Source organism: Spiroplasma sabaudiense Ar-1343 (assembly GCF_000565215.1).
Classification (GTDB): Bacteria; Bacillota_I; Bacilli_A; order Mycoplasmatales; family Mycoplasmataceae; genus Spiroplasma_B; species Spiroplasma_B sabaudiense.
Map to the genome: position 1 here is coordinate 479,901 of NZ_CP006934.1, position 16,589 is coordinate 496,489.

Genomic DNA, 16,589 nt, shown 5'->3' on the forward strand with positions numbered 1-16,589 from the left:
AATTATTAAATATTAAAGAGGTAAAATTATGAATAAAAAATATAATCTTGATTTCTTAAAAATATCCGACTTCTTAAAAAGAGAAAATGCTATATTTAAAATACCAGTTTATCAAAGAAATTATTCTTGAAACAAACAAGTCAACACGCTACTTAATGATATTTATGATTCAACTTTAGATTCCGGTTTTTTCATAGGAGTTATTTTTTGTTCAGAAGGCAAGAACGAAGAAATTTTAATTGTAGATGGGCAGCAAAGGTTGGTTACAATCTCTATTATTTTGAGTACAATTTTAAAAATTTTAGATAGAAACCTTAAAGAGGAAGCAAAAAATGAAACGGAAGAAAATAAATCAAAAACAAAATTATTAATGGAAGATATTGAAGAATGCATTTTTAAAAATCAAAAAATAAAAAATAAACTTAAATTACAAACATACAAAGATAAAAATATTTTAGGTAAAGTCTTGGATAAGGATTATTCCCCTAAAAATTTAAGTAATGATGAGAAAAAACACAAACTTGTAGATAGTTCAAAAAAAATTAATGATTTTTTTAAGGACAAAGATACTTCGGATATAATAGAATTTGCTAAAAAATTATTGAAAACAAATTTAGTTTGCTTAAATTTAAGTGAATTTGAAGTAAATAGAAATGAACTTTTTGAAGCCTTCAATTCGAAGAACGAGCCTCTAAAAAATTTTGATTTAATAACAAATTTGATTTTTATGAAAATTGAAAACGAAGAACTTCAAGAAAAAATTTATCGTGAAGAATGGGAAAATCAATTTCAAGATGAAAATGGTGAAGTTTCAGAAAAATTTCTTAGAGATTTTATATCTATGAAAACGCTTAATAAGGCGGTGGACAAAGGTTATGATATTTATGAGCGTTTTAAAAATATGATCTCAAAGTTTGAAGCGAAGAACAATGAAAAGTTGATAGATGAAATAAAAAAATTAATTAGAGAAATGAAGAAATTTTATGAGATTTACAATTTTATAAAGACTGACTCAAGAATTAAAAAAACATATGGAAAATTAGACATTGATGAGCAAAGACTTTTTGAATATAAATTTTTAGGCGTTGATTCCGCTGACTCATTCATAATGTATCTTATCGACAGATTGATAGATAAAAAACTAATTCCAGGACATTTCGATTTGTTAATCAAACACATTACAAATTATCTCTATAAGAAAAAAATTATGGGTCCTACTGCTCAAAATAGAATTTTGTTTATTGAAATTCTTAAAAAATGCAAAGAAGAAGAAAACAATGAAAAAAATAATAGAAACTGAATTTTTGACATATTTACTTCGACTATAAAAAATCACACAGATAAAGGAGATAATTTTAGAAATAATACTAATAAAGAATTTATGGACAGCGTAAAAATCGGTTTTAAGAAACATGAAGATTCCAAACTTTTTTTTGTTTTACTAAATGATAATTTAAAAACAGGCTTCAAACCTAAAACTATAGACGAATTTAAAAATATTACAGTAGAACACATAGTTCCTCAAGCATTTAAAAAAATCCCCGAATGAACCGAATTAATGGCATCAGAAAAAGACACTTTTAATTTAAATAAAATTTCCAATTTAACAATACTTAGTGAGCCCGAAAACTCTAAAACGGGTAGTAAAATTTTTGATAAAAAAATGAAAATAATCCCCACGTCTATCTTTAAAATAAATTTAGAAATGGCTAGTTATAAAAATATTAGTGATCTTGATGAAAAATGATTTAAATATTTAAAAGAAAGATATAGCAAAACTATTTCGGAAATAACATAATATATTTTTAAAATTTTGAAATATTTTTTCCTAATATAAATAAAATATTTTTTTTGATAGAAATTGAGCTTATTGAGCAGTTGCGAAAAATGCGTTTTCGTAATAAATTTATTAATAAAAAGCGATTCGCTCTAAATTTCTAGAAATTATATTTAAAATATTTTTTGACAATCATCAATAAATAAATCACTACAAAAATAATTTACAACCATCCCAACCCCAAACTAAAATCCAAAAACCCAGTTGACCAATCAACTGGGTTTTTGTTATTTAATATTTTTAGCGTTATTTTTAATAAGTTCTTGGTATCAATAAAATGATTTTTTAAAATAGCGTTTCATGTCTTTTAAATTATGTTCATCACGATCCACATAAATAAATCCATAGCGTTTTTGAAAACCTTGATGTGAGGAAACTAAATCAATCGCTGTTCAAGGATTATATGAAATAACTACAACTCCTTCACTAATAGCTTTACGCATTTGGAGAATGTGTTCGTGATAGTATTTTATGCGATAGTCATCTTCAACTGTATTGTGCTCATTTAATTGTTCACGAGTACTTACACCATTTTCTGTAATCATTAATGGTAATTGATATCTTGAGTATAATTCTCTTAAAGTAGTTTTAAAACCAATTGGATCTATTTCTCAACCATACTCATTGGCTAGTAAGTTAGGATTTTTAACACTTTCAAACATTCCTGGAACATCAAATCCAGTTTGTTGATCAAAGCTTTTTTTATTTTGGTATTCAAAGTTAGGTTCAACATACTTAACAGTAAAAGTTGAGTAGTAGTTGAAAGCAATAAAGTCGGGCTTTGCATTACTTAAAATTTCGCTATCTTTTTCTCTAAAATCAATATCTATTTTAGCTTGTTGAAAGTAATTTAAAGCAAATGAGTTATATTTACCAGTAACACAAACATCAATGTATAACAAGTTTCTCATGACATTGGCATTAAAAGCTGAAATAATTTACTTTTAATTTATCATTTTTAGTCCATTGTTTAGTCTTAACTCTTTTTGATAAAATCGATAATCCAAATTAAATTTCCATTTCCAAATATTAATATTTTATGTAATAATTAAATTATAGATAAAAGAGAAAAAAATATGGAAATTAAATATAAAGAAATTTTAAAGGATATGCAAAACAGATTAGTATCAAATAATACAAGAACTAATACTTTTTTTTCAAGCAAAACAAGCTCAGTTGACTTCTTAGATTTATTTAAATATTATTTGATTGAAATACCAGTTAATGAGAACATTTCATATTCAATTGAAAATTTGTTATTAAAATTTTTGGAAATTGGTAAATTCATTGTCAGCTCTAATAAAGAACTAATTCCACTTAACATTAGAAAGACGCAGTGAACAGAGGCTCAAGATAAAACTCGTCTAAGCATTTTTAAGAGATTGAAAAACATATTGAAAGAATGTACAAATGACCGTCAACAATTTTCGATTGAATCCTTGCGAATTGGCTACCCCTTTATAAAGGGAACAATAAACTCATCCAATGAAGCAGCAAACTTTAGAGCACCATTGTTTTTTTATGATTTAAAAGCAGTCAAAGTTACAACCGATCGATTTCAATTTGATATTTCAAAAGATTTTGTAGTTAACTCTTCAATAATTTCCAATGCAGCAGTTTATAATAAAGTTAGCGATTTTAAGTTGGATTTTGAGCAAGTTGAAGTTTTAGATGATGAAAAAAATCTCTATTTAGAAAATTTTAATTTTAATGCCAATTTAAAAGATGAAGATATTATAAAGTTTATTAAGACTAATAAACTTTATAAAAGTAGTGGGATGAGTTTTAGTGAAAGGAATGAAATTTTCAAATTTTTTTCAAATCCAATAAAGATTGAACCACTAAAATTAGTTAACAAAAGAGATTTTAATCTTGAAAATAAATTTACCTTTGATGCCCTGGGAGAATGTGTTTCTAGAATTATGCCAAACGTTGCTATTGGAAGGTATAATTTAACTTCAACTGGAATTTTTGCCAATTATGAAGAATTAAAAAATTTAAGCGATGAAGAACTAGAGGATTTCTTTGCAACTTCAACGAGTTTGGGTTTGAGTCAAAAAGAAGATGAATTTCTTGAAAGTGACATCGAATTAATTTCTAAACTAGATTATTTTCAAAAGTTAGCCATTAGAAAATCACAAAAATCAGATTTAGTTATTGAAGGGCCACCGGGTACTGGAAAATCTCAAACGATTTCCAATATTATTGCCAATATTTTAAATAATAATCAATCTGCGCTATTTCTAACTGAGAAAAAGGTTGCGTCAGAAGTTGTATTTCAAAGAATTGGCCAACTTTCAAATTTGGCATTATGAATTCACAATGTTAACAAAGATAAAGACAGTATCTATCAGCAATTAAAAATTATTACAAAGGATTTGGATGAATATATAAACATTCAAAAGCAGTTTGATTTAAAAAATCATGGTGAAACTATTGATGAAATTTTTTCAAGTATTTCAGATTTTAAAAGGTTAATTAATAGTGAAATTGGTATTAAGTATTTAGAATTTAAAAAGGAATTTAAAAAAATTCTAACAACTAAAAAAGGTGATGAAAACACTTATTTAAAAAATTTTGAACAATTTCAAAAAATGGTTGCTCAACTAAAAGAATTTTCAATTTTAAGTGATATCTCAACTCTTGACAATCCCAATCTGATTAATATAGTTTTTAATTCTCTTGATGATCGCCAAAGTTTTCAAGAAAATTGTCCACTAATATCATCCAGTGATAGACTTCAAAAAGTAATAGCTAGTCAAAAAGATATTGATCAAGATTTATTTGATGTATATTTATTTAATCATCTCTACAAGTCAAAGACTAGTTTAAGAATTGGTATTTTTTCAAAACGAAAATTTAAGAAATTTTTAGAAACCCAATCAAGACAAAAATATAAACTAGAGCTATTATTTTTTAAGGAGAATATTGATTTTGAAAGTTTTCAATTTTTGTTTGAACGTCGCGATGAAAAATCTGTCATTCAGTTACTAAAAATTGCAGATTTGGGAATTGTTGATTTTCAAACCATTGAATTAGTAATTAAATACAATTGATCGAATAAATTTGAGAGCGATAATTTAAAAGTGTTTAAAATAATTGAATCAGACTGATTTTCTAAAATTTCTGAGGCAAACCATAAACAAGTTGATAACACAATTAGTCGAATTTATTGACAATTAATTGACAAAATTTATTCAAAAATTGCCAACGATGAAGTATTAAATGACAAGTATGGAAAATTAAAAAATATTATTAGTAAAGAAAAGGGTCGTCACAATATTCCGCGACTATTTAAGGTTTATCAAGAAATTTTAGAAATCTTATTTCCGATCAAAATCTCTTCTCCAGACACAAGTTCAAATCGATTAATTTTTCCGTGAAAAGAAAAAGATTATGACTTTGTGATTTTTGATGAGGCTTCACAAATTTTTACTGAAAATGCTTTGCCAAGCTTATTTAGAGCTAAAAAATCGATTATTGCTGGGGACTCTAAGCAACTTCGCCCTTCAAATTACTTTGCTTCCAAACGGTTAGGTGCAGAAATTGACGAAGAAGAGTACAATGAAATTCTAGAAGATGAAAATTATGAAGTGATTGAAGAAAAACTTTCGACCCTTCAAGATGAAAGTTTGTTGGATTTTGCTTTGAGTCGATTTCCAAAAACAATGTTAAAGTTTCATTACCGTAGTAATCATAAGGAACTTATCTCGTATTCAAGTGCGGCTTTTTATGATAATGAACTTTACGTTTCAGATAAACCTAATTCTGTGGAATTACCTCTTGAACAAGTTTTGGTTGAGAACGGGATTAAATTACGAAAAGAGGGGATCAATCCAAAAGAAGCTGAGATGGTTGTTCAACTAGTTTTAAAACATATTAAAAGAGGTGAAACCTCAATCGGAGTTATTACCACAAATTCGCAGCAAATGAAATTTATTGAAGATTTAATTGAAGATGAAGCCTTACAAAACCAGAAGTTAGCATTAGCGCTAAATAATAACTCATTATTTATTAAGAATATTGAAAATGTTCAAGGTGATGAACGTGATATTATAATTTTTTCAGTTGCTTTTGCCCCCGATCAAACCGGAAAATTTATTAATGCTTTTGGGCCAATTGGTCAGGCCGGAGGACCCAATCGTTTAAATGTTGCCATTACTAGGTCTAAAATTAAAATGTATGTTGTTAAATCAATTAATTCTGCAATCATTAATAGCCAAAATCAAAATACATTAATTTTCAAAAAATATTTAGAATATGTTGAAAAATTGCAAGAGCACGAATTAGACTCGAAGCTAATTAATGCTGTTCTATCTAGTGTTAATCCAACTGTTAGAGAAAGCAGCCAAGATAGTGGATGAAGTGATTCAGAATTTGAATTAGAAGTTTTTGAGCAAGTAAATAAGTTATTATTTCATTTGCAAGATCGCTTCGAAATTCACCGCCAAGTACAGCAGGCTGGTTATAGAATCGATATGACCGTTTTTGATAAGCAAGAAAAAATTCATATTTTAGCAATTGAAGCAGACGGAGCCCAATTTCATATATCAACTCGAGAACAAAAAATGAATGACTACTACCGTCAAGAGTATTTAGAAAACCAAGGCTGAAAATTTAAACGAATTTTATCAACCCATTGATGAGATTTAGATGGAGTAAAGAGAAAGCAATTTTTAAACGAAGTGCTGGAATTTGTTAATGATTATCTTGAAGATCATTAAAAACCATTAATTAATAAAAAAACATATTCCAAAAGATAGGAATACTAAAAATCTTAAGTATACTTTTGCAATTATAAAATCATTTTTTAAAAAATTATTAAAACCGACCTTAATGGGTCGGTTTCTCTATGTCAATATATCTTGCAACATAAGCTCCTTTGTTTTTAAGCATTATACTTTCAAACATTCCTGGAACATCAAATCCAGTTTGTTGATCAAAACTTTTTTTATTTTGGTATTCAAAGTTGGGTTCAACATACTTAACAGTAAAAGTTGAGTAGTAGTTGAAAGCAATAAAGTCGGGTTTTGCATTACTTAAAATTTCACTATCTTGTTCTCTAAAATCAATATCTATTTTAGCTTGCTTAAAGTAATTTAAAGCAAATGAGTTATATTTACCAGTGACACAAACATCAGTGTACAACCAGTTTCTCATAACATTAGCATTAAAAGCTGCAATAATATCTTCGGGTTTAGAACTAGCTGGATAGGCCATAGAAACGTTAGGAGCTGGACCAATTTTACCTTTTTGTTTAACAAAGTTTTTGTGATACATTTTAATAACCAAAGCTCATAAAGCAATGCTTATTTAAAGTAAACACAATTTTAAAAATGCATTTTTTATAATGCATTTTTATATTTTGTGCAATTGTAGTATATTTAATTTCAATATCTTAATTTAAAAGTTTGCAATTTATATGTTAGAATTATTATTAATAATATTTAATATAAAAGGACTGTTTTAAAATGAAAAAAAATTTTTATGTAATTTTAACAAAAAAACACAAGGGAATATTTAAGGGTCCTTGGGAAGAACATATGTCAAAAATTAAAGATACACCATTTCCTTTTTACAGAGGTTTTATTAAAGAAGATGATGCAAAGGAGTGGCTCGAGAGAATAACATACTTGCTTGAAGTTATTGAAAAAGAAAATATTGAATTGGACTTTGATTTAGTCAACTTAATAAAAAAATGCGCAGACTTAAAAAATGATTTTTCTAACATGAAATCCACTCTCTTAAATTTAATTGAATCAAAAATAGACTCTGAACATTTCGAAACCATTTCGTTTAGCCAGGATGATTTTTGATCAAATAAAGATGATAATCAAAAAAACACTTGGGAAAATTTTAAATCACTTTTAGTAAAATGCTTTGATTTTTATTTCTATGAAAATAAGAATAGCGAAATTACGGGTCATATAACTTATTGAAAAACTATATTAGTACAACAAAAAAAACAAATTTTATTTACCTTACCTCTTGAATGAAAAGAGGTTTGGGATAAATGTTTATATAAATCAACCAATCAAAATATAATTGATTTTAATAATTTTTCGTTAAAATACTGTAGTAAATTAATAAATGAAATATGTAAAAATCAAAATCCATCCATTGAAAAAAATTTGCTAATTTTATTAATTTTATTAGATTCGATAAATTTCATGGAAATAAATTATGAAAAAAAATATTCACAAGATTTGAGATTTAAAGATTTTAAAAAGTTAAAATTGTGTATTATTAAAATACTTGAAACAAAATATGAAGTATCAATTTTATCTAAAGATTATCGAACAAGAATTAGAAATATTGAAAAAAATTTCATTTTTAAAAAAAATTTCAAATCAACCTGGTATCTAAATAAGATAGCCATCGCTATTCTTCAACCATATGATAGAATTTCTGAAGAACAATGAGTATCATTGCTTTCAGGTACATATCATCTTTTTGATAGTGTTGAATTTAAGAGTAAATTCAAAGAAAGTGCCTTTTTTGAAACAATTTGAAAAAGTTGTAATAATATTTTAAATCGATATAAAATTAGACACTCGAAGGAAAAAAATATTTTAAATTATAAAAAATTAAGCGAAAAAGATAAAAGAGAGATTTATGAATTTATTTCATGCAGTTTTCTGTATTTTTATGCTCTCCATGGATTAGATATTGATTTTTCAAACATATCCTCTATTTGCAAGGGTTAGTAAATCAATTTGATTTCCCAGAATATAAACTTTAAGTATACTTACTAAAGATATAAAATATTATTTAAAATAACTTTTAACCATACATGTGAAATATTTAATTAAATTTGAAAGAGATAATTTTTAAAAAAAGTTTATTTAAAAATAAGGAAATATAATAATTAATAAAGGTTCAAAAAAATTTAACTATATAAATTAACTTATTTTTTATTTTCATTTATTTTTCGTATATTCAAATTTCCAAAAAAACTAATTTAAATATATTTAAAGTTTAAAAGTTTAAAAAATAAACATATATTATATAAATTTTGTGGAACTAAAATTTGAGCAAATAATTTGCAATGCGCAGTCTGTAATACTACAATTAATTCACAACTCACCAATTAAAAAATCAATATTAATTCAATTTCTTATGATATTCTTTGTTTTTATTATAAAATATATCTGAGGTGTAATATGAAAAATATTAAATATGTAGCAATTCCAACAAAATATGAGTTTAAACCTCAAAGATTTTATATTGGGATTCTTTACGAAGATGCAGATAATTACTTTTTTATGAGTCGTCAAGCTTGTAAAAAACCAGAAAAAGATAGTGATTTTTATATTGCCAGACTTGATATGAGAAACCATCAAAATCATAAGTTGATTGATTTAGAAACCGAAGAAGAGGTTGGTAAAATATCAGATGCTGATATTTTAACGATTTTTTCAGTTTGTGAAGATAAGAAACTAATTCAGCTAGCTTTTGGTGATGATGACAAGGAAGAAACCAATAATGATGAATTACTAGATCGCATTACTATTCTAGAAAAAGAGCTTGATTTAATGAGGTTAAAATTAGCAACTTTAGAAAAAAAGCTCAAGTAACATTATTGGTGGGAGATAAGATGAAATCATTGATAAATACGAATAGTGAAAAAACTATCGATCTTGATAGGGAAATTGACTTAGAAAGATATGTCTTTTTAGACTTAGAAACAACAGGGTTTAGTTGTGAACGTGATGAAATTATTGAATTTGGGGCTTTAACCTTTGAAGATAATCACTTCATCGAACACAATATCTTAATAAAACCCAAATCACCAATTCCGTTAATGATTTCTAAAATTAATAATATTGATGATGAGACAGTAAAAAATGCCAAATCAATCGAAGAAGAGTTTGAAAGAATCGTTAAGATAATTTCAAATAAAGTAATAGTTGCTCATAATAAAGATTTTGATTTGCGTTTCTTAAATGCAAATGCCAAAAGATTGGGATACTCTGAATTTGACAATTTAAGTTACTGTACTCTGAAAAGAGCGAAGAAAAAACTACCACGTTTAAAATGTCATAAACTTGATTTTTTAGCTAAGCATTTTAAGATTCCATTTGATGAAACTCAATCACATCGTGCCACTTATGATGCCTGGGTTTTAAAAGAGTTGTTTTTAAAAATGGTGTTTTAAATAATTTTATTTATAAATTTAAAATCACACTAGAAATAGTATAATTATATTGAGGTACAAAATGAAAGATTTATTTGAATCAGAAATAATTGGAGAAATAGTTAAAAAATTATCTAATCAGGTAAATTTCTTTTTTGGTTTTTCTGATTTAGATAGTAAAATAAGTGAAGAAGAATTTCATTTGCTTTTATTTGCAATTAGATCGGAATTAGTTATTTTAGAAAATAACAAGTATGAGAGAAACCTAAAAGTTTACAAAAAAATTAACACTATATTTTCATACATTTTAGAGCTTAAGTTAATAGAAAAATTTTATGAAAATAATAAAGATGAATTAAATAAAATAGTGTTTGAACTCTATTTAAAATTGAGAAATTTTCCCTTTTTGATTTCAAAAAAATTAATTAAATTTATTGAAAATGATAAAAATTATTCAAAATACTTGCTGGATGAAGAATGATTAATTCCTGAGCAAAAAAAGCTTTTGAAAAAATTTTAGAGGAAGACATATGGGCACCAATATGAAGTTTTAAGTTTTTTGAATAAGGGGATAGGAATACACAAATCAGAAACCGACGATTTTACAAGAAACATAATTGAATCAGAATTTAAAAATAAAAATATAAAATATTTATTTTGTAGTTCAACGCTTCTACAAGGAGTAAATCTAAATACAAAATATTTATTTATTATTGCCCAAGCCATGCCTAACACAGTTAATAAAAATTTCCAACAATTAGATTCAAAAAATCTCTTAGGAAGAATAGGACGTATTGATACATACCCTCATGGATTTGGTTTCTATATAAACAATAAAATGAATAATCCTCTAAAAGAAGCTGCGATAAATGATGATTTTAAAGCTAACGAGACACTTAATAGGGAATTTTTTTTGAAAAACGAAAAAAAATATCATGATAAATTGAAGTTGGTAGATAATTTTATACAAAAAATAACAAATGATAATAACTTCAATTCGGAGAACACACTTTTTGATAAAAGATTGGTTAATAAAGAAGTGAATACAAATGTTATTGACTACTTCATAACGAATAAAGTGGATTCAAAATTAAATGCAAAAATAAAAGATTTAGGAGAATTACTTAATAATGCAATTCAATGATTATTTTCGAATTTTAAAAATATTGATGATTTAATTTTTAATTCGTGGTTAGAGCAGGTAAAAAAAATTTATATTCAAGATAAATTTAATTCTGAATTTTCATCACCTTATATACAAGATAAAAAATATTTTGTTATATTATTTTTGTTGTATTCAATTAATGAAATATATGAAGTCTGAAATCAAAATTATGTTAAACCTCTTTCTATAACTCTTTTTAATTATATTAGTGGTTTTTCAGTAAAAACTATGTCGATCAAAAAAGCGGACTATTTTGAATGATTCAATAATAATAATTCGGATGAAAAATATGTAATACAAGGCAATAAAATTATTAGGAGTAATAAAAAAGATAACCTGCCCTCATTTAATAAAGAAAATAATTCACATATGACAAAGGTAATCGACAGCATTACAAATGAAATATCTAATGAAATTGAATACAAATTTAAAAGCTATATCACTCATATTGCATATAAAGTTATGTCTGAAAAAGAAATTGAAGAGATTTTTAAAAAAATTCAAACCTTAACTGGAAATGAAAAATTAATTTTTTTGATTGAAAATGGAGTTTCAAAACAGTTTGCAAAAAATGTGTCCACAGATAATTTTGATGAATGTTTTTACAATGAAAAAAATGAAATTTTAAGTTTCCACGCCGTCATAAAAAATATCGTTAATAAAAAAGATAATTCTAAAGGCAAGGAATACATAAATAAATATTTAAGGGGTTTTTTAAATAATGAATAAGACACATTTTGAAAGTAATATATTAAATTATGAAGAAGTCAAAAAAGCTCTAAAAGTTTTAATAAAACACAGCTTAGAAAATAATAATTTTCTTTCTGTTCCTAAAGTTAAAAATACTAAGGAAATTGATAAATTAACATCATATATTTCTGAAATTTACTTTTTTCAGAAAATAATTTTTGAAAAAGCGATGGAAAAATTTAATAAGACAAACATAATTACTCTTCTCGATTTAATTTACGACGTTCCAAATAGAAGAGGCTTCGACTTGCTTTTTCTCGAAAAAAACACAGGTCATTTGATAATAGGGGAAGTAAAATCAACATCAATTTTAGATAAAAATGAGGCATATACAAAAACTATACAAAGAGCTAGACTTTCGTTTTTAGATAATGATAAAACATCTGTTAGGGAAGGGATTGCAAAAAAATTAAGACCTGAGACAGTAGATAAAGAAATTAAAGTGAAAAGTTTAGATAAATGCAGGTTTATTGATCACGGCTCTTTAGGTCTTGACGAGGATTCCATAAATAACTATAGAGATGCCATAAATTCTATCATACAAACCTCATATCAGGAAAATAAAAAGACCGATTTAAGTAAATATAAAAATATTACTTTATTGGTTGCTTCATGAATAAAAACGAACTCAAATTTTAATGAAGATGAAATAGACAAACTTAAAAAATATTTTTTAGATAATTTTGTTAATAAAATATATGAGAATTCACTGAGTCTAACATTTGGCGTTTCGATCACAGAATCTGAATACAAAAATTTATATAATTTTTTTTACGGAGAATATATTAAAAATAGAGAATAAAAATAGAAAATAAAGCAACAGAAATTAAAAACAACTAGTTCCCACTTGGGCAATTAGTTGTTTTTACTTTTCAATTAACTTATTATTTTACCCAAAATTATATAATTAATTTAGCGGGGGTTATCATGGCAAATTGGGATGTTTATTTTTTAAGTGAATTTGTTGGTAGTTTCTTACTGGTAGCTATTGGTAACGGAATTATGGCCAATACTTTTTTAAAAGATTCATATGGTCGCAATGTTAAATCAAACTTATTGCAAGTTGCTTTTGGATGGGCGTGTGGGATTACAATTGGAATTGTTGTTGGTTTAATGCTGGGTGGAGTCAGTCATCTAAACTTCGCCATTACGTTTGCTTTTATTTTTATGGACTGATTAAAATACTTTCCCTCTTATTGGTTGATCCCAATATTTTTAGTGGCCCAAATTTTGGGATATATTCTTGGACAATTAGTAGTGATAATGATCTATTGAGTTAATATGACTATAACTGCTAAATCTGAAGAATCATTTTACTTAAAAATGAGTTTTTGTTCAGCTGCTAAAAACAATAATAGCTTCTTTAGTTTTGCCTCGGAGTTTTTAGCTACAATAATTTTTTTAATTGTTTATGTCTTTATCATTTTTAATTTCAATGATGTTTTAAATCCTCAAACATCATTTATTTTTACCTTTATCGCTATTTTAGCAATTGGATTGTCGTTTTCAGGAACAACTGGTTCAGCTATTTCTCCAACCCGAGATTTAACAATGCGAGTAATGTATCATTTATTACCAATTAAAGGTAAAATAAAAGCAGATTGAAAATATTCATGAATTCCCGTAGCAGCTCCATTATTGGCAGCAATTATTATGGGTACAATATTTTTACTAATTTTATAAAGGAATGAGTATATGCGACAAGTTTTAGAAGATTTAAATAAATACAAAAACCTAGATAAAAATACGCTCTATAAAACCGTGGCGATTTTTTTACTACAAAATGTTCATCAAGTTGGAGACATGAGTATTTCAGATGTAGCTTCTGGTTGTTTTACAAACAAGTCTTCGATAACTAGATTTTGTCAAAGTCTTGGATTTTCAGGATATAAAGATTTTATTATTGTCTTAAAATTAGAAGTTGAAAAAATTACTTTAAATCAAAATAGTATTATCACACCAACAACAAGCGATGAAATATTTAAAGAGTTTCATAAAACTTTTATCGAACAAATCCAAAACATTAACCACCAAATAAATAAAATTGTTAATTTAGCAGAAGCTGTAATTAAAGCCCAAGATATTTATTTACTATCAAGTTATGAAAATATTAATGTCAGTGAAGGTTTGAACGAGTATTTGCTTTCAATTGACAAACCTTGTTGGAATCCCAAAAACAAAAAAACTTTTTCTTTTGTAATAGAAAAAATGAAAGTCAATGACATAATGATTATTTATGTATCGGGAGTTGACAACGAGTATTTAATGAAAGTGTTTGTTAACGTTTATTGACCAGAAAATGTTTATGTGATTTGTTCACTATCACAATCAAAAAAGTTTGAAAACATTGCTCGTGATAAAATTATTATCATTGATCCTGTGGATTCACGATTTGATAGCAACTACAAAGAAATTTACTTTAACTACATTAATCAACAAATAATAAATATCATTAATTCAAAAATAACTAGAGGGAATGAACCAACATTCTTACTCTAGTTTTTTTGACAACAAGTTGCAATAAGCAAAACTTTTTCCCAATAAAATCTTTTTAAATTTTAAAACAATTTTGGAGTAATAATTTAATTGGGTGATGAAATGAAAGAATTAAAAAAAGATTTTTTATGAGGAGCTGGAATTGCTGCCAATCAAGCAGAGGGTTATACCAACGTTGATGGTAAAGGAATTTCAACTGCTGACGCTTGACCAATTGATAAAAATTTTGATGTTAATAATGTCATCGAAGGAATTACAATGACTCAAGAAAAAATAGCTAAGTACTTAGAGGCAACAACCTATCAAATTCCAAAACTTAAAATCCAGCAAGTCGAAAAATATCCTAATAGCAATAAATTATTTAGTAAGATTGGATATGAAATGTTTTTACTGATTTTTTCAATTATCTTAATAGGGTTTTCTTATTTTATCTTCGCTAAAAAATTAAAATAGTTATTATTTAAATTAATAATTTTGAAAAATACTAATAAATTTAAAAACCCTTGAAAATTATTTCAAGGGTTTTTAATGTCTAAATAATTTAAAGAAACGCTTTTAAAAAATGTTAAAAATTAAATTGAAATTTTGCTTTTTGTTGATTGGTATGTAAAAAAATAAATTCACCCAAAAAAAGGCATCAAAAGAAATGCGAATCTTGCATCTTTATAAAACTCAAAAGATTTTCGAAAGATTACTATTATTCAAATAGAACCAGTGATGAAAAGCGCTAAATTTACTAATCCAAGTACTAATAACATATAAATTGTTAAATTGCTTATAGCGACTTGATATATTAAATCAAAAGTCAAATATAAAGTGAATGAAGAAGATCACATCATGACTAAACCAGAAATAATTCACGTTGATATAAAAAATATTTTTTGATTTATTTTAAATTTACCAATATTTATGAAAAAAAAGTTATAGATTTTATTAATTGACTTAGGACACTTGATAGCGTTATTTCTAAAAAAATAAAGAATTGTCATCAATAATAATATTGCCAAAGTAATTAAAATAATCACTATTGACTCCAATCTAAAATTTTCTTGCAATGCAAAAGTTCATCCCAGAGTTAGATTGAATAAAAATATTTGTAAAATTAAGGATATTATAATACTTGAAAATAATTTATTTCTCATATTGTTTTTTCTCCTTTCTTGATTCTTTCTCAAATCTTGAATTAAATTAATTATAATTATAAAAATTAAGTTGTAAATGATATTTCAAAATAAATTAAAAATTTTATTTTTAATTTGACAAATTATAATTTAGTAGTATTCTCTTTTTAGAGAGACATGTGATATGTCAAGAATAGCAATGTCTGCTAAATTTGTTTATTTTAAATTTAGCTAAGAAAAGAGGTATTTAATGAAATTATTACTGCCGTTAGTATTTGTTGCTACGTCTACAATTCATCCAGTTATTAATCTAAATAACATAGCTGAAAAAACCAAGATTATTACGGATGCTGATATTTTTAGTAAAAATATCGTACAATTACAAAAAATAACAAAAGAGGAAATAAAGAGAACTCTTCATTTTGATAAAAAAAACACCGTTTTTAAAATAGATAAAATTTTTGACTTAATGAAATTCAAGGGTGTAATTTACACAGAAAAAATTTTAAAATTTTTTAAAAATTTTACTTTTGAAAATTTAAATATCGAAGAGTCCTTGGAAAAAATGTTTACAGATAAAAAACTTAGATTAAGAGGCCAATTTAGACCAATAACATTTTGATATACATATATTACGGGATATTGAATAGCAAACTTTGATAACGAAATGTCAAAGGAAATTGCCGGAGGAACAGAAATAGGTTCAGACCAAATGGGTATAATATCAGAAGCCACCTCTGCAATTCCCGGAATAGGAGGGGCAAGTTTTTTAACTTCCGCATTTTTATCAGGATTATCTAGTATATTTTCACAAAATAATCAGGGTAATGGTGTATATATAAACTTTCTTATTGCAGTTCCTGTGGGTTGGGGACCATCAACAGAAAGTTGAAGTTAAAAACACCAACTTTTTTAAAAGTAATTATAATTTTTAAGTATAATATCGCTTTTTTCAAAATTTACTAAAGTTGAATAAATATGGTCGACTTCTTTATGTAAAAATATTTTTATTCAACGACCATAATTTATTTAAAATTTTAAATTTTTGTGACTCTTTTAAATAAAATGCTTTATGAATATTTT

14 protein-coding genes are annotated in these 16,589 nt (G+C 25.6%); 12 read left to right on the top strand and 2 right to left on the bottom strand.

Features of this window, described 5'->3' with window-relative positions; all coding sequences use genetic code 4:
* The first annotated feature begins 28 nt into the window (after positions 1–28).
* Positions 29–1,798 (top strand): DUF262 domain-containing protein, encoded by a 1,770-nt coding sequence (locus tag SSABA_RS02240; protein ID WP_025250976.1) that lies wholly within the window; start codon positions 29–31, stop codon positions 1,796–1,798.
* Positions 1,799–2,064: 266 nt separating this feature from the next.
* Here SSABA_RS02240 and SSABA_RS02245 read toward each other — a convergent pair whose 3' ends face one another.
* Positions 2,065–2,748: a glycoside hydrolase family 1 protein gene (locus tag SSABA_RS02245; RefSeq protein ID WP_025250977.1), complete on the bottom strand. Its 684-nt coding sequence runs from the start codon at positions 2,746–2,748 to the stop codon at positions 2,065–2,067.
* 165 nt (positions 2,749–2,913) lie between these two features.
* Here SSABA_RS02245 and SSABA_RS02250 point away from each other — a divergent pair, with 165 nt between their 5' ends.
* A complete protein-coding gene (locus tag SSABA_RS02250) occupies positions 2,914–6,561 on the top strand; it encodes an AAA domain-containing protein (RefSeq protein ID WP_025250978.1) in 3,648 nt (1,215 codons plus the stop codon).
* 109 nt (positions 6,562–6,670) lie between these two features.
* Here SSABA_RS02250 and SSABA_RS02255 read toward each other — a convergent pair whose 3' ends face one another.
* The gene (locus SSABA_RS02255; protein ID WP_025250979.1) at positions 6,671–7,117 is read right to left on the bottom strand and encodes a family 1 glycosylhydrolase; all 447 of its coding nucleotides are present in this window, start codon (positions 7,115–7,117) and stop codon (positions 6,671–6,673) included.
* A gap of 191 nt (positions 7,118–7,308) precedes the next feature.
* Between SSABA_RS02255 and SSABA_RS02260 the strand changes: the two genes are divergently transcribed.
* The 10 genes from SSABA_RS02260 (at position 7,309) to SSABA_RS02310 (ending at position 16,404) form a co-directional block, all read left to right on the top strand.
* The gene (locus SSABA_RS02260; RefSeq protein WP_025250980.1) at positions 7,309–8,544 is read left to right on the top strand and encodes a hypothetical protein; all 1,236 of its coding nucleotides are present in this window, start codon (positions 7,309–7,311) and stop codon (positions 8,542–8,544) included.
* A gap of 456 nt (positions 8,545–9,000) precedes the next feature.
* Positions 9,001–9,414, top strand: a complete 414-nt coding sequence (locus tag SSABA_RS02265) for a hypothetical protein (RefSeq protein WP_025250981.1) — start codon at positions 9,001–9,003, stop codon at positions 9,412–9,414.
* Between the two features lie 20 nt (positions 9,415–9,434).
* Complete coding sequence (locus SSABA_RS04970) at positions 9,435–9,995, top strand: 3'-5' exonuclease (RefSeq protein WP_025250982.1); 561 nt, start codon at positions 9,435–9,437, stop codon at positions 9,993–9,995.
* Between the two features lie 61 nt (positions 9,996–10,056).
* Positions 10,057–10,494, top strand: a complete 438-nt coding sequence (locus SSABA_RS02275) for a hypothetical protein (protein ID WP_025250983.1) — start codon at positions 10,057–10,059, stop codon at positions 10,492–10,494.
* Positions 10,495–10,533: 39 nt separating this feature from the next.
* Positions 10,534–11,868 carry a hypothetical protein gene (locus SSABA_RS02280; protein WP_025250984.1) on the top strand — a complete coding sequence of 445 codons (1,335 nt, stop codon included), beginning with the start codon at positions 10,534–10,536 and terminating at the stop codon, positions 11,866–11,868.
* Entirely contained in the window at positions 11,861–12,691 is an 831-nt protein-coding gene (locus SSABA_RS02285; RefSeq protein ID WP_025250985.1) for a hypothetical protein, read from the top strand. Before SSABA_RS02280 ends, SSABA_RS02285 begins: the two co-directional genes overlap by 8 nt.
* A 125-nt stretch (positions 12,692–12,816) precedes the next feature.
* On the top strand, positions 12,817–13,572 hold the full coding sequence (locus tag SSABA_RS04975; protein ID WP_025250986.1) for an MIP/aquaporin family protein: 756 nt from the start codon (positions 12,817–12,819) through the stop codon (positions 13,570–13,572).
* A 12-nt stretch (positions 13,573–13,584) separates the two neighbouring features.
* On the top strand, positions 13,585–14,388 hold the full coding sequence (locus SSABA_RS02295) for a MurR/RpiR family transcriptional regulator (protein ID WP_025250987.1): 804 nt from the start codon (positions 13,585–13,587) through the stop codon (positions 14,386–14,388).
* Between the two features lie 99 nt (positions 14,389–14,487).
* Entirely contained in the window at positions 14,488–14,838 is a 351-nt protein-coding gene (locus SSABA_RS05195) for a family 1 glycosylhydrolase (RefSeq protein WP_038673631.1), read from the top strand.
* A gap of 918 nt (positions 14,839–15,756) precedes the next feature.
* Positions 15,757–16,404, top strand: a complete 648-nt coding sequence (locus SSABA_RS02310; RefSeq protein ID WP_025250990.1) for a hypothetical protein — start codon at positions 15,757–15,759, stop codon at positions 16,402–16,404.
* Positions 16,405–16,589: the final 185 nt, after the last annotated feature.